This window comes from Larkinella insperata, from assembly GCF_026248825.1.
GTDB lineage: Bacteria > Bacteroidota > Bacteroidia > Cytophagales > Spirosomataceae > Larkinella > Larkinella insperata.
Genome location: NZ_CP110973.1, coordinates 1,830,819 through 1,844,627, shown reverse-complemented (window position 1 = coordinate 1,844,627; position 13,809 = coordinate 1,830,819). Strand labels below are relative to the sequence as shown.

Genomic DNA, 13,809 nt, shown 5'->3' with positions numbered 1-13,809 from the left:
ATGGTTCAAGTCGCTATCCATCAGGCAAGTTAAACATTTTCCAGCCATTAGACAAGTTTTCAGATAGGTTTTGTAGTCTACTCTATGTCCTCTGAACCGGGCCCTAAAATAAGAAAAAAGCCGGAGCAAAGCCCCGGCCTTTTCGTGCGACACCAAATATAAAGAATTAAGATTATTTCAACGTGTAGTCCGTATTCTGCGGATCGAAGTTGGTCCAGGTTTCGGTCCAGTCCGTTGTACCGAACGCCCCGATAACCGTGTTAGCTTCCAGGCCAGCCGGCAGCGTAATGCCACCGTTCAGCAACGGTGAGCCCGTTTGGGGCAGCATACCCGGCTTGCCCGTTAGTGCGTTGAAGTTAGCGGCCAGTTTGAGGTTAGCTTCCACGGCACCAAATGTGTTTTTGCGTTCCGCAGCCTTCAATCGTACGGAGTCTCCGGTTACAATTGACTTCGAATTGACAATGGTCAAACCGCGGTAATCGCTTTTTCCGTTGACAAAGTTGTTTTGAGCATCCGCACCTTCCAGCTCCAGACCGCCCTTGGGATAAGCACCCACTACCACTGAATTGAAAACGCTGATGGCCGAGTTCCGGCGAATCCGGAAGGCCGAGCGGTATTTGCTGTTTACGGTACCCGGAGCAATAAACAGGCTGACATTCGCGAATTTAGCCGACGTTTGGGGGGCATCCTGTGAACCCGTTCCGTCGTTATCCGATTCGAACCCGTTCGAGTCGGAGCAGGTACACTGATCGGCAACGGCCGGGTCGCGCAGGATCAAACCGTATTGAACGTTTCCGCTGTAACCGTAATCGGTATCGAAATCATCGTCCAGCGTCCGGTAAGCCACCAGGTGTTTTGCATTCACCGTACCGCCAAACCACTCATACGCATCGTCACCAGAGTACGAAACCTGTACGTAATCGATCACCGTACCGGTACCAACACCCGCCAGTGTCAGGGCGTTGATTTCTTTGTCCGTCTGAAAAGCAATGCCCGCAAACTCGATGCGAACGTAGCGAATAACGCCCGAGTTGTCGGCGGCATCGCCCGTGGCACCGCCCGGTACAACCGAAACTTCTTCCCCTTCAATTTTAAAGTCTTTCTTGTTGGCCGGTGCTTTACCCAGAATGACCAGACCACCCCAGTCGCCCGCCCGGCGTTGACCTACCGGTTTGTTGGACGTAAAAACGATGGGTTTTTCTTTCGTACCATCGGCCAGGATTTTAGCGCCCGGCAGGATGAACAGCGAGCCCCGCGAAGCCTGATCACCTTTGATGACGGTGCCCGGCTGGATAGTCAGGGTAACTCCTGGCTGTACGTATACAAAACCTTTTAACAGGTACTGGTTGCTGGCTGTCCAGGTTGTATTCTGTGTAATGTTACCACTTACTTCGGTTAATTGGCCCGGAACGGGTTCTGGTCCCAGATCATCGTCATCGCTGTCACCATTGTTACAGGAAACCATCATGCCCAGGGTGACCACGCTCATCAGCAGCGCCAGCATCCAGGTTGTTAACTTTTTCATACTCGTGTCAAATTGGTTGTTAATTGATTGAAATATTGGTCTTTAATGGCTTAGAACTTGTAAATCAAGCCGGCCGTTGAGTAAGAACCCCGGCGGAACCGCTGGTACACATCGTCGGTAGCCGTAATCTTTTTATCCAGGTTGGAGTCCTGAATCAGGCGGAACGGCTGGTTCAGCAAATCCTGAATACCGGCCCGGATTTCGAAGTGGTCGCCAATCTGCTTGGTAACCGTAATGTCGATGGCGTTCCGCGGCATTTCGTAGATCGTGGGTTGTACCGAACGGTCACCCACCGCAAAAATCCGGCGGCCAATGACGTTGTAGAGCAGGTTAACCTGCCAGCCTTGTTTCGGATCGGCGTAGTAAATCCCGGCGTTGATCAGGTACGGCGACTGGCCTTGCAGCGAGCGGTTGTTTTCCTGGCCGACGAATGAGTTGATCACTGAGCTTTTGATCAGCGCAGCATTCAGTAAGACCGTCACGTTATCCAGGAAACCGGAACCACTCAGCCCACTCAGCGACTTGCGCGCTTCCAGTTCCAGACCCATGCTGTAGGCATTGTTGGCGTTATCGACCGTGTAGGAGACCCCGCTACCCGAGTAGTTGATTTTGGCTTCGATCGGGTTGATAAAGTATTTGTAGAAAGCCGCCAGTGAGATCAGCTGGCCTTCCGACGGGTAGAATTCGTAGCGGGCATCGGCGTTGTGAATCGTAGCGGTTTTCAGGTTCGGATTCCCGACCCGCGACACGTCGAAGTTGAAGTCATAGTAGGAAAACTGCGCCAGCTCGCGGAACTCGGGCCGGTTGACCGACATGCTGTAGGCCAGCCGGAACAGCGACTTATCCGTCAGGTTATACGAGGCATTGACCGACGGAAGCGGGCTGAACAGCGGATTGTCGACCCGGATGCGTTGCACGCCGTTGACGACGCTTTGCAGTTGCTGGCGGTTGTATTCGCCCCGGAAACCAAGTGTTGCGTTGAAGCGGGGCGAGAGCGGAATGTAGGCACCTACGTAACCCGAAACCAGCGTGTTCTGGGCGTCATACCGATCCTGGGTGTTTGTGCCTTCGTTGTAGTACAGGCCCGTCGATGACAGGTTCGAGTTCTGGAAAAACTGCGTGGGCGGCAGCGACAGAATCTCGGCGCTGACGTTGTTGGGGTTTACAATCCCGAAATACCGTGCCCGGAACGCCCGGTCTTTGTACTCCGTGTAAAGACCCGCCCGCAGCTTCAGAATCTGTTTGTCTTCCGTTTCGGCGGATGCGGCTTTTTTGTATTCGTAATCAACCCGGCCCGTGCTGACGTATTCCGTCAGGTTCGAGTAGAAACGGGCGGCATTCTGGAACGTGGGGCTGGGCTGCTGCGGCACGTCGATGCGGAACGGCTCGTTGCTGCCCTGCGGACGGCTCGACGTAAACCGGCGGTAATCCGGCTCCTGGCGGTTGGTAAACCCGTAACCGCCCGTCCAGCGCAGACGGCTTTGTCCGCTCAGTTCGTGGGTACCGCTCAACTGGCCCGTGTAAATGCTTTTCTGCTCGTAGCGGAACGCGTAGTTGTTCAGCTCCAGGTTGTTGTCGTTATACCCCCCGCGAATCGTCGTTTCTTTCGTGCCCAACTGGTTGAAGAGGTTCCGGAATTCGAATTTCGTGCGCGGGTTCAGAATGAATGCCCAGTTGGTCAGAACGCCCAGCCGCGTATTTTCCGACAGGAACTGGTCGTTGTATGCGTATTGAATCTCGCTCTTTCCGGTGGTCGGGTCGGCCGCAAAATACCGGTATTGCTCAACGTTCGAGAATGTGTGTGTAGTGGTGTAGTTGATGTTCGTGAAGTTGGTCAGCTCTTTACTGCCGATGTAAAACCGTTTGCTGAAACCCAGTTGCGCCCGTAAATCCGGCGACATCATTTTGTTTTGCAGCGTGAAATACGGCGAAAGCGCTTTGAAACGGTTGATTACCGGCTCCGATGAGGCACCGAAGGCGTTGATCCGGCGCTGCGAAGGGAAGTTGGACGGTAACCGGCGGGTGCCGTCGTCGAAACCGAGCCAGTCGGTTTTGCCGCCCTGGTACGTATTCAGATTCCGGAAGGTGGTGTTGGCGCGGTAGGAAGTGGAGATACCAGCGTAGAAGCTGTTGGCGTCCGGGATGGTTTTCGTGTAAATTTTGATGATACCGCCCCCGAAATCGCCCGGCAATTCGGCTGCTCCCGATTTGAAGATCAGCATCCGGTCGATGGCCGAGCTCGGAATGAGGTCAAACGAGAACGACTTGATGTCTACCTCCGTCGAGGGAGTGATGACGTCGTTCAGCATCACGGTATTGTAGCGTTCGTTCAACCCGCGGACGATGACAAAGCGGTCGTCCTGAATCGAAACCCCCGGCACCCGGCGGATCACCTGCGAGGCATCGCGGTCCTGGCTGCGCGAGATTTGCTGCGCCGAAATTCCGACGGCAACCTGCTCAATCTGCTTGATTTCGGTGATGACGGCCATTTCGGTGTTCGTGCCGCGTTGGCCTTTCACGATCACCTCCGCCAGGGTTTTGTTATCTTCTTCCAGCGCCGAGTTGATCAGGGTTGTTTTGTCGGCTTCAACCCGTACGTTTTCGATGGTTTTGGTGGCGTAGGAAACGTAGCTGATCTGCAGTTGGTGAACCCCGGCGGGAACTTTGGTAATTTCGAAGTTGCCTTCAACGTCGGTAACCGAGCCGATGACCGGGTTTGAGCCGACAAGTTGGATGGTAGCGCCAATAATGACTTCGCTATTTTTGGCGTCTTTGACGGTTCCTTTGATGGACCCGGTCTGGGCGAAAGCCGCCAGACTGAAAAGTAGAAGATTGATTCCCGTTAAAAAAAGTTTCATGTGGTGTCGTTATTTAACGGTCCAAAATTAGATTGGCAATGTTACCTCAGTGTTACGGCAAGATTACGAGAGGGTTGTGTTTTCGGGAGTTTGGGCCGTCACTACCAGCGAGTTGAGAAGAAGAAAATTTGGTTGGATAAGCGCTTTCGTTTCTTCCAGTAAAGTGCAAGGGCTACCGGAAAAATATAATTTTATCAGGATGCCGCTTTTCGTGTTTTCAACCGGGTCTTGTGCCAGCAGAAGTTGGACTGGATGGGTGGCTGATAAAAGAAACAAATTGGCCCGGAAACGCCGGGACTCTCGTAAAAGCTTAATTTACAAGACGCTATTCTCCCTTAAGCACAGGCGCAGGATACTGGAAAGCGCGCTCCATTTGGAGAACTGAACGGAGCGCTTTAATTTTTGCTAAACTTGGGGATTCAACGAAACGTCGGCAACAATGCGAACCCTTCCTGCGGCTTTTTTTCTTATTCTGATCACGACGCGGGCGTTTTGCCAGCCGAGCAACGGTAAGCCGTTTGTGTTGGGAGTGATCGAAGAAATGGAGTCGAAGGCGCTGGGGGAGAAACGGACTTTAAATGTTTACCTGCCTGAAGGATACAACCGCAACGATACCGCTCGCTACCCGGTGATTTACTTGTTGGATGGTTCGGCGGACGAGGATTTTATTCACGTTGTGGGGCTGGTGCAGTTCAACAACTTCGCGTGGATCAACCGCGTGCCCAAATCCATCGTGATCGGTATTGCCAACACGGACCGAAAGCGCGATTTTACCCACCCGACCACCAGTGAGGAAGACAAAAAACGCTTCCCGACGACCGGGAAATCCGCCAGTTTCATGGCCTTCATCGAAACCGAGTTGCAGCCGTTCGTGGAACGCAACTACAAAACAACCGCATTCAGAACCCTGATCGGGCAATCGCTGGGCGGGCTGCTGGCAACCGAAATTCTATTCAAAAAACCGTCGCTGTTTACCCACTACATCATCATTAGTCCCAGTCTCTGGTGGGACAACGGCTCGCTTCTGAAGCAGGCCCCCGCCGTGTTGCAGGCTGGCTTTACGCAGCCGACCGCCGTCTACATTGGCGTGGGCAAAGAGGGACTGGCGCCCGGCAGCATACCGCACGTCATGGAAGTTGACGCTAACCTGCTGGCTGATAAGTTAAAAGCCGCCCGAAACAAAAACCTGACGGTTTATTTCGACTACCTGCCGCAGGAAGACCACGCGACCATCACCCACCAGGCGGTATTCAACGCGTTTCGGCTTTTGTATCCGGTTGCGGATAAGTGAGTTACTTATTCAATTACGCCCGTCGCCAGTTTATTGTCTCCGGTGCTGACATCCAGCCAGAAGCCATTGACAAAGACATACCGTAACTGGTTGCCCCGGCGCAGCACAAAGGTCGGAATGCGGCCGGTTTGCACGGGTCGGACGGGGGTGGTCGTGGGCTGGAGCAGATGCACCGGTGAGAGGTGCGTTGTGGCCCGAGAGGGAGTTGCCAGCCGGAACGTCGTTACGCCCTGTTGAATCAGTGAATCCAACTTGTATTTTTTTAAATCCGTCAGGGAGCGGAGGGGTTGCGGGTGGATTTTGCCGGGAACCAGCGTCAGCCCCGTCGCATCGATTTCCTCGATGCCAAAAAACGTCGATAAATCACCCAGATCGTCGATGGTGCTGCGGTAACCAAACGTGGCTGCGTTGCCGACGTTTACTTCGTAGCGGTTGATGCCCAGATCGACCGTAACGGGTTTGCCCCCGCGCATGATCTGCGCATTCCGGATTAGTACATCAAACAAATACCGTTCGTTTTCCGGAATGGTGATGTATTCCGACCGCGATTCGGCCTGGTACGAATCCGTCGCAATAGCCTGCAGACCCGATAGGATGGCTACGTAATTCAGCTTCCGGATGAATTGCTTTTCGGGGTCGTTCGGGTAACCGCCCGACTCGATCAGAATCAGCGTGGTGCCCCACTTCTGAATGTTATCGCCGAACGCCCGGGGTTCGAACTCGTCGGAAAACCGCCCGACCCCGCCCGGAATAAATTGCTGCAACACCCGGTTCATGCCCACGATCAACTGCATGGACCGCTCCCGTACGGGGTTGATGTTCCGGGCTTCGTCGTAGGCCGTGGCCAGAAACGAAATGGTGGCCTGTTTGGGCGTAGGACCGGCGCTGTAGCGCGTATTCTGGTCGTGAAGGTTGAAGCCAAAATCCGGTTTCAGCGATTGTTGGAGGCCCTTCAGCAGAACGGATTCCGGCGATTGCAGCCGGAGCGCATCGCGGTTGAGGTCAATGTCCAGGGCATTCCGGCGCTGATAGCGTTCGGCCCCGTCGGGGTTCAGCATGGGCACGAAATAGAGCGTCGTTTCGGCCAGCAACTGCTTCTTGAAATCTTCAAACGGACCGTCGGTGCGGAGCAGGTTGAAAATGTCGAAAAGCGCCATCGTGGCCGACGGTTCGTCGCCGTGCATCTGCGACCACAGCAGCACCTTGCGCGGTCCGTTGCCGACCTTGATGAGCTGGATCGGCCGCTTTTCGACGGACTCACCCACTTTTGTGACTTCAAACCGGCTATCGGATTTTAATTGATCAATCAGGGGAAGAATGTCAGCTTGCTTAAAACGACGGTGCGTCAGGGCGCTGTCGCGATAGGCATCGTAGGTATCGAAAAGTTGCTTGGAGAAAGCTAAATCCTGGCTGTAGGCAGTGGTCATCAGCAATAAATTAAACGCAAAGATCGAAAAGGCCGTAGTAGTTTTCAACATTCCGGTAAGCGGTTTCCAGTAAAATCACGTATTTCCGTCAGAGCCGCCCCAGGTACAAGCCCGCCAGCGAAGCCAGCAGACACAGGACGACGTTCAGCACCACATTGGACGCTGCGGCCAGCCAGCGCCCGGTTTGCATCAGCAGCAACGTGTCGGTGCTAAAGGTGGAAAAGGTACTGAAGCCACCACAGAAACCAACGCCAATCAGCAGCCGGTATGTTTCGCGCCCGGCAACCCGCGCCGTAAGCCACCCGACCAGAAACCCCAGAATCAGACTGGCTACGACGTTTACAATCAGCGTGGAGGCCGGATAGGCTGTTTTCAGCAGCGGCTGGATGTATCGATTAACGCTGTAGCGGGCAACACTGCCCAAACCACCGCCAAAAAATACCAGCCAAAACGGGTTTGTCATCATTTCTGCCCAGTCAGGTTGTAAAAATAGCCGGTTTTTGACGAAAAAGCCTATTATTGTAGCATGACACCCAATGAAACCAACCGTTCTTCCCAACTCCTGCGTCTGTTGGGCGTGGGCTTCGGAGTTGCCGTTACCATCGGCGGTACCATCGGCACCGGCATTCTCCGCCGACCGGGGACCATCGCCCAGGAATTGGGGCAACCCTCGCTCGCCTTGCTTGTGTGGGCGCTGGTGGGCATTTATGCGTTGGTGGGGTCACTGCAAGTTATTGAACTGGGCACGATGATTCCCAAGGCGGGGGCGTGGTACGTGTTTGCCCGCCGGGCGTTTGGCGATTACGTCGGTTTTGTCATCGGCATCAGCAGCTGGCTCGGCAGCATCTCCGCGATGGCGTTCGGAGCGGCCGTGATGGGGGAATACATTGCCCTTTTACAGCCGGACTGGTCGGAGTATATTAAACTGACGGCGATTGGTATTCTGGTGGCTTTTACGGTTTTCCACTGGTTTGGCGTTCGGCTGGCCAGTCGGGCGCAGGAAGTCATGAGTTTTATCAAAGCCGTTGGGCTGCTGGCGTTTGTAGCCGTCTGCTTTTTTTACACACCGGACGAGCCGTTGCAGTTTTCATCGGAGAACACGCTGCCCATCGAAGGTTCGCTGTTTGTTGCGGTTCTGGCGGCTTTGCAGTCGGTTTTTTACACCTACGACGGGTGGCACACGGCGGCTTATTTCACAGAAGAAGACGTCAATCCCAACAAAAACCTGCCGCGCTCGATGATGATCGGGGTTTTACTGATCGTCGGGATTTATCTGCTGGTCAATCTGGCCCTGTTCCACGTTCTGCCCATCGACCGGTTAGCTCAATCCAAGCTTCCCGCAGCCGACGCCATCCAGGTGCTGTTCGGTCCGGCCAGCGCCAAAGTGGTAACCCTGCTGCTGATGATTTCGATTATGGGCATTATCAACGCCCAGATCATGTTCAACCCGCGGGTGTTGTTTGCCATCAGCCGCGACGGGTTGTTTTCCCGGTATTTCACCCGCGTCAATGCCGGGGGGACGCCCGGTCCCGCCATGTTTCTGACCGCCGGTATGTCCATCCTGATGATCCTGACCGGCACTTACAGCAAGTTGTCGGATATTGCATCCTTCTTTTTTGTTCTTTGCTACGCGGCTGCCTTTGCTTCCCTGATCCGTTTGCGGAAAACGGCGCCGGAGCTGCCGCGCCCCTTTCTGGCGTGGGGGTATCCGGTGGCGACCTGGCTGATGATGATCATTTCCCTGGCTTTCCTAGCCGGGGTCATCTACAGCGATCCATCCAGCAGCGCCTATGCCGTTGGGTTTATTGTCCTGAGCTACCCCCTGTTTCTGCTGGTCAGGCGGCTGAATCGGTAAAATCACCGTTCTGTTTCCATGATACAAACACTAAAATCCCTGTTTGCCCGGGATCTCGGGCGCTTACGACGCGAAATCGAACTTTATCAGGACGAAACAAAATTGTGGGTTGTTGACCAGGAAATCCCGAATCCGGCCGGAAACCTCTGCCTACACCTGGTGGGTAACCTGAATACCTACATTGGCGCGGTTTTGGGAAATAGCGGCTACGTGCGGCACCGCGACCTCGAGTTTTCGCTTCGGGATGTTCCCCGTAGTGAACTGCTTCGGAAAGTTGACGAAACGCTGGAAGTGGTGCTGCGTTCGCTGGACAAAGTGAGTGAAGAACAGCTTCGGGAGGACTATCCGATGCTGGTGTTTGACGAGAAAACAACGACGGAATTCCTGCTGACCCACCTGACGACGCATCTGGCGTACCATCTGGGCCAAATCAACTACCACCGACGGCTACTGGATCGCCAACCCACCGCGACCTCCGAGTAGACCAACTCGTCGTTAGTTATTGACCGATTCCGAGGAACCGATGCTGTGCGTAGCGGTTCTGGATTTGGCGTCCATCATTTTCAGGTCCCAGAGTGCAATGTAATCGTGGGGAATGTTCAGCTTGCCCAGCTCCATGATCAGTTCGTTGTACGACCGTTGGTTCAGGCTCTTCAGGCTCTGCATGTCCGCCGGTTTCAGCAGGGCCAGCGTTTCGCTCAGGGTGAGTTGCCCCACTTCGGCCAGGTTGCAGACTTTCCGGCGCCGAACCACCGAGTAGAAGGTTGTGCGCGTTTGTACCCGTAACGGTATCTGGTCCAGCGTCATGTCCGGAATTTCAACGAGAATTTGTTTGCGTCGCTGGATTTCACTTTCCAGAAATGACTGGAGTTTGATCAGTTCGGCGCCCGATACGCGTAAAATTTTCTGGCGCAATTGATCCAGACTCAAATCCTCCTGCATGGGTACTTTAGGGTACGGTGGGTAAAAGTATGTCAACAAAAGTAGCGTTTCGCCGGCCGGTTAGCAATCCATAAAACTCTATTTTTTGAACGAAAAGGCAGTTTTTGAGCAACTGGATTCAATACCGCCGGTAAATATCGGTCAGGAAAGCCGCCGTTCGGCTGCGCATGTCTGCCACCGATCCGGCAAAGTTATTATTCATCATGCTGAACAACAGGAGCTTGCCTTTTCTGGTGATCAGGTAACCGCTTAAGTTGTAAACACCCGTCATTGAACCGGATTTGGCGAACACAAACGGCCGGTCGGTTTGGTAGACGCGTTGGATGGTTCCGGTGGAGCCGCCGACCGCCAGCAGGTTGAAAAGCCGCTGTTGCGGGACGGTTTGATAGATTTTTTGCAGCAGAGCGACAATTGAGCGCGGGGTGAACAGGTTGTACCGCGACAGGCCCGAACCGTCGACCCAAATGGGTTGATCCGGTAAATCCGCCAAGTGTTTCTGCAGAACGGTCTGGATGCCAACCGAAACATTGAGCGTATCCTGCACCGACGAGCACAGCAGCATCAGGTGTTCGGCCAGTGTGTTGTCGCTGACCTGTAACATCCGCTTGTAAAGCGAATCGGCGGGCTGGCTGTAGAGCGTTTGGGCCGAGCGATCAAACCGGATAGGGGCGACCGCAACCTCGCGGTGGAGTGTGTCGGTCAGCAAACGGGCGGCCAGTTGCGGTGACCAGCGGAAGGGCACGTCCTGCCTGAACGGTCGAACCACCTCGGGCCGGTCAAACCGGTTGTCGATTTCGCTGCGCTGAACGTTGCGCGAATACCGTCGGAGCGAAACGGCCGTTACGCTGTCCTGAAAAAACCGGGGCTCGACCACCAGACGCGCCACCCGGTCGGGTGAACTGAAACGAACAAAATTGCCGTACAGCGGTAAGGGAGCCAGTTCAGCGGAGTAATCATCGTTGTAGTCATCCCACGCCCAGCCGGGGCCGAACCGGGGGCCGCTGTAGTTGGTCGGTGAAAAGAAGAGCCGTTCGGGCCGGTTGCGCAAAAAGGGCAAAACCGTTGTGTCGGGCAGATTCGGATTCAGCAGCAAGGGGTTGCCGGTTCCCCAGAAAATGACCGAATCGGCGCGGGTTACGTACCGCAACGCCGGAATCGAATCGCCGAGCGTGACCAGTCCGGCGTAAAAACTGAACAGCTTGGTGTTGGAAGCGGGTGTAAAATACCGATCGGCGTTGTGTTGCACAACCATTTTCTGCTTTTCCCAGTCGTACAGGGCGAAGCCGGTGAAGTGATCGGTCAGTTGGGGGTTCTGGCGGAGTTGGCGCTGAAGAGGGCGGTAGGTTGCGCAACTGGTCAGGAGCAGCAAAAAACAAAAGGCGTAGAGGGTGAATCGCATACGCCAAAATACGGTTTTTATGGTTACCAAAAACACAAAAACCGCTCACATCAGCCGACGTGAGCGGTTTTTGATTCAGCCTTTACGCCCGCTTCAGCTTCAGCGCCACCGAGTTCAGGCAGTACCGCATACCCGTCGGTGGAGGACCATCGTTGAAAACGTGACCGAGGTGGGCATCACAAACCGCACACAGCACTTCAACCCGCGACATGCCGTAGCTGTAGTCGTTTTCGAGGTGGACCAGTTCCTGATCAATCGGTTCGGTAAAACTGGGCCAGCCGGTGCCGGATTCAAACTTCTGCTTGGATTCGAACAGGTCGGTGCCGCAGCAGACGCACTGGTAAACGCCGGGGTCGTGGCTTTCGCAGTATTCACCCGTGAAAGGCCGCTCGGTGCCTTTCTGGCGCGTTACGTGGTATTGTTCCGGCGTCAGTTGCTGCCGCCATTCTTCGTCGGTCTTTATGACTTTTGTGATCATGTTTGCTGAATTAGTTGTGAGAAAATGGATTGCCGATAACCGCTTCAATCATTCGGCGAAAGTTTACTTACTAGCATAAACTATTTTTGGATTGATTTATCTTTACAGTCGGTTATGACCATCCACCAAATTCTGAAACAATTCTGGGGATACGAGTCGTTCCGGCCGTTGCAGGTGGACATCATCAGTTCCGTACTCACCCGCCAGGATACGCTCGTGTTGCTGCCCACCGGGGGAGGCAAATCGCTGTGCTTCCAGCTCCCGGCCCTGGCCCTCGGTGGGGTTTGCCTTGTTGTTACGCCCCTGATTGCCCTTATGAAAGACCAGGTCGAGCAATTGCGTCGACGGGGCATTTCGGCCGTTGCGATTTATTCCGGTATGCACTGGCGGGAAATCGACCGGGCGCTTGACAACTGCATTTACGGCAACGTTCGCTTCCTCTACGTATCGCCCGAACGACTCAAAACGGAAATTCTGATCGAACGGGTCAAGCAAATGAAAGTGGGTTTGCTGGCCATCGACGAAGCCCACTGCATCTCGGCCTGGGGCTATGATTTCCGACCACCCTACCTGCAAATCGCTGAGTTTCGGAAACTTCTGCCCAACGTTCCGCTGGTGGCCCTGACGGCTTCGGCCACGCCCGAGGTGCAGCGCGACATTGTCGAAAAGCTGGAAATGCCGGAGCCGCAGGTTTTCCGGCAGACGTTTGCCCGCAAGAATTTGTCGTATTCCGCGTTTTACGAGGAGAACAAGGAAGCCCGCTTGCTGAAAGTGTTGCAGGGCGTGCCGGGTTCGGCCATCGTGTACGTGCGGAGCCGGCGGCAAACGCAGGAAATCGCTGAGTGGCTGCATCACCAGGGGATTCGCGCCGATTACTACCACGCTGGTCTGACGGCCAAGCAGCGGTCGGACAAACAGGATGCCTGGATTCATAACCGGATTCGGGTGATTGTCGCCACCAACGCCTTCGGGATGGGCATCGATAAGCCGGATGTGCGGACCGTCGTTCACCTCGATGTGCCCGATAGTCTGGAAGCCTATTACCAGGAAGCCGGGCGGGCCGGTCGCGACGAGAAGAAGGCGTATGCGGTGTTGCTCTACAACCAGAAAGACCTGGGCGACATCGAGCAGCGGATTATTTTGCAGTATCCGCCGGTCGACATGCTCAAACGCGTCTACCAGGCGCTGGCGAATTACGCCAATATTGCGGTGGGCGGGGGAGAGTTTGTTGATTTCGACTTTGACCTGACGGCTTTTTGCCAGGCGTTTCAACTGCCGGTAACGGATACGCACTACGCCTTGAAACAATTGCAACTGGAAGGGTTCATTGAGTTGAGCGAAGGCTACTTCAGTCCGTCGAAGGTCATCATGGCCGTGGATAATCGGGCGTTGTACGAGTTTCAGGTCATGAATCCACATTATGATCTGATGCTGAAGCTGCTGCTGCGGATGTACGGCGGGGAGTTGTTTACCAACTTCATCAGCATTTCGGAAAGTGCGATGGCGAAAGCCGCCCGGATGCCCGAGAACGAAATCGTCGCCCTGCTGGAACAACTGGCCGAGCGGTCGATTCTGATTTACGAAAAACAAAAAGATAAACCACAATTGACGTTTCTGACCCCCCGTTTCGACGCCCGCAACCTGCCCATCAACGTGATGGAGCTGGAGCGCAGCAAGCAGCGGAATCTGGCGAAAGTGCGGGCGATGGTGGATTACGTGCAGAACCCGGTGCAGTGCCGGACGCGAATGATCCAGGCGTATTTTGGGGAAGAACCCGGCGATGCCTGCGGTATTTGCGACCACTGCTTAAGCCAGCATCAGGCTTCGGTGGATGCCGACCGGCTCCGCCAGCGCATTGTTCAGCAGCTTGATGCCGCGGGCGGACACGGTTTGGCGCCCCGGCAACTGGCCGATCAGCTCAACCTGAACACCGACCGGCTGGCCGAGGTCATCCGGTCTATGCTGGCCGACGAGCAGCTTCGCATTGATGCCGCCGGTAATCTGCATGCCATGAATACAATGAATCAACGATAA

Annotated in this window: 11 protein-coding genes; 4 read left to right on the top strand and 7 right to left on the bottom strand. The window is 54.7% G+C overall.

The features are described 5' to 3' along the window. Positions 1-172: 172 nt before the first annotated feature. Positions 173-1,525, bottom strand: a complete 1,353-nt coding sequence (locus OQ371_RS07520; protein ID WP_265993176.1) for a beta-helix domain-containing protein — start codon at positions 1,523-1,525, stop codon at positions 173-175. Between the two features lie 50 nt (positions 1,526-1,575). After that, on the bottom strand, positions 1,576-4,383 hold the full coding sequence (locus OQ371_RS07515) for a TonB-dependent receptor (protein ID WP_265993175.1): 2,808 nt from the start codon (positions 4,381-4,383) through the stop codon (positions 1,576-1,578). A 439-nt stretch (positions 4,384-4,822) separates the two neighbouring features. On the opposite strand from OQ371_RS07515, the gene OQ371_RS07510 reads away from it, so the two are divergent. Continuing rightward, entirely contained in the window at positions 4,823-5,674 is an 852-nt protein-coding gene (locus OQ371_RS07510) for an alpha/beta hydrolase (RefSeq protein WP_265993174.1), read from the top strand. A gap of 5 nt (positions 5,675-5,679) precedes the next feature. On the opposite strand, the gene OQ371_RS07505 is transcribed toward OQ371_RS07510, so the two are convergent. Further along, the gene (locus OQ371_RS07505; RefSeq protein ID WP_265993173.1) at positions 5,680-7,152 is read right to left on the bottom strand and encodes a M14 family metallopeptidase; all 1,473 of its coding nucleotides are present in this window, start codon (positions 7,150-7,152) and stop codon (positions 5,680-5,682) included. Positions 7,153-7,189: 37 nt separating this feature from the next. Next, a complete protein-coding gene (crcB, locus tag OQ371_RS07500) occupies positions 7,190-7,567 on the bottom strand; it encodes a fluoride efflux transporter CrcB (protein WP_265993172.1) in 378 nt (125 codons plus the stop codon). 60 nt (positions 7,568-7,627) lie between these two features. Here crcB and OQ371_RS07495 point away from each other — a divergent pair, with 60 nt between their 5' ends. Next, entirely contained in the window at positions 7,628-8,956 is a 1,329-nt protein-coding gene (locus tag OQ371_RS07495) for an APC family permease (RefSeq protein WP_265993171.1), read from the top strand. A gap of 18 nt (positions 8,957-8,974) precedes the next feature. After that, complete coding sequence (locus OQ371_RS07490) at positions 8,975-9,439, top strand: DinB family protein (protein ID WP_265993170.1); 465 nt, start codon at positions 8,975-8,977, stop codon at positions 9,437-9,439. Positions 9,440-9,451: 12 nt separating this feature from the next. On the opposite strand, the gene OQ371_RS07485 is transcribed toward OQ371_RS07490, so the two are convergent. The 3 genes from OQ371_RS07485 to msrB all read right to left on the bottom strand — a co-directional run bounded on the left by OQ371_RS07485 (position 9,452) and on the right by msrB (position 11,775). Then, the gene (locus OQ371_RS07485) at positions 9,452-9,898 is read right to left on the bottom strand and encodes a hypothetical protein (protein ID WP_265993169.1); all 447 of its coding nucleotides are present in this window, start codon (positions 9,896-9,898) and stop codon (positions 9,452-9,454) included. 118 nt (positions 9,899-10,016) lie between these two features. Continuing rightward, positions 10,017-11,297, bottom strand: a complete 1,281-nt coding sequence (locus OQ371_RS07480; RefSeq protein WP_265993168.1) for a D-alanyl-D-alanine carboxypeptidase/D-alanyl-D-alanine-endopeptidase — start codon at positions 11,295-11,297, stop codon at positions 10,017-10,019. Between the two features lie 82 nt (positions 11,298-11,379). Next, entirely contained in the window at positions 11,380-11,775 is a 396-nt protein-coding gene (gene msrB / locus OQ371_RS07475) for a peptide-methionine (R)-S-oxide reductase MsrB (RefSeq protein WP_265993167.1), read from the bottom strand. Positions 11,776-11,889: 114 nt separating this feature from the next. On the opposite strand from msrB, the gene OQ371_RS07470 reads away from it, so the two are divergent. Further along, the gene (locus OQ371_RS07470) at positions 11,890-13,809 is read left to right on the top strand and encodes a RecQ family ATP-dependent DNA helicase (RefSeq protein ID WP_265993166.1); all 1,920 of its coding nucleotides are present in this window, start codon (positions 11,890-11,892) and stop codon (positions 13,807-13,809) included.

Coding starts and splice junctions, on each gene's coding strand:
- msrB (WP_265993167.1), bottom strand. CDS start 11,775: ATGATCACAAAAGTCATAAAGACCGACGAAGAATGGCGGCAGCAACTG.
- OQ371_RS07505 (WP_265993173.1), bottom strand. CDS start 7,152: ATGTTGAAAACTACTACGGCCTTTTCGATCTTTGCGTTTAATTTATTG.
- OQ371_RS07470 (WP_265993166.1), top strand. CDS start 11,890: ATGACCATCCACCAAATTCTGAAACAATTCTGGGGATACGAGTCGTTC.
- OQ371_RS07515 (WP_265993175.1), bottom strand. CDS start 4,383: ATGAAACTTTTTTTAACGGGAATCAATCTTCTACTTTTCAGTCTGGCG.
- OQ371_RS07520 (WP_265993176.1), bottom strand. CDS start 1,525: ATGAAAAAGTTAACAACCTGGATGCTGGCGCTGCTGATGAGCGTGGTC.
- OQ371_RS07495 (WP_265993171.1), top strand. CDS start 7,628: ATGACACCCAATGAAACCAACCGTTCTTCCCAACTCCTGCGTCTGTTG.
- OQ371_RS07490 (WP_265993170.1), top strand. CDS start 8,975: ATGATACAAACACTAAAATCCCTGTTTGCCCGGGATCTCGGGCGCTTA.
- OQ371_RS07510 (WP_265993174.1), top strand. CDS start 4,823: ATGCGAACCCTTCCTGCGGCTTTTTTTCTTATTCTGATCACGACGCGG.
- OQ371_RS07480 (WP_265993168.1), bottom strand. CDS start 11,297: ATGCGATTCACCCTCTACGCCTTTTGTTTTTTGCTGCTCCTGACCAGT.
- OQ371_RS07485 (WP_265993169.1), bottom strand. CDS start 9,898: ATGCAGGAGGATTTGAGTCTGGATCAATTGCGCCAGAAAATTTTACGC.
- crcB (WP_265993172.1), bottom strand. CDS start 7,567: ATGATGACAAACCCGTTTTGGCTGGTATTTTTTGGCGGTGGTTTGGGC.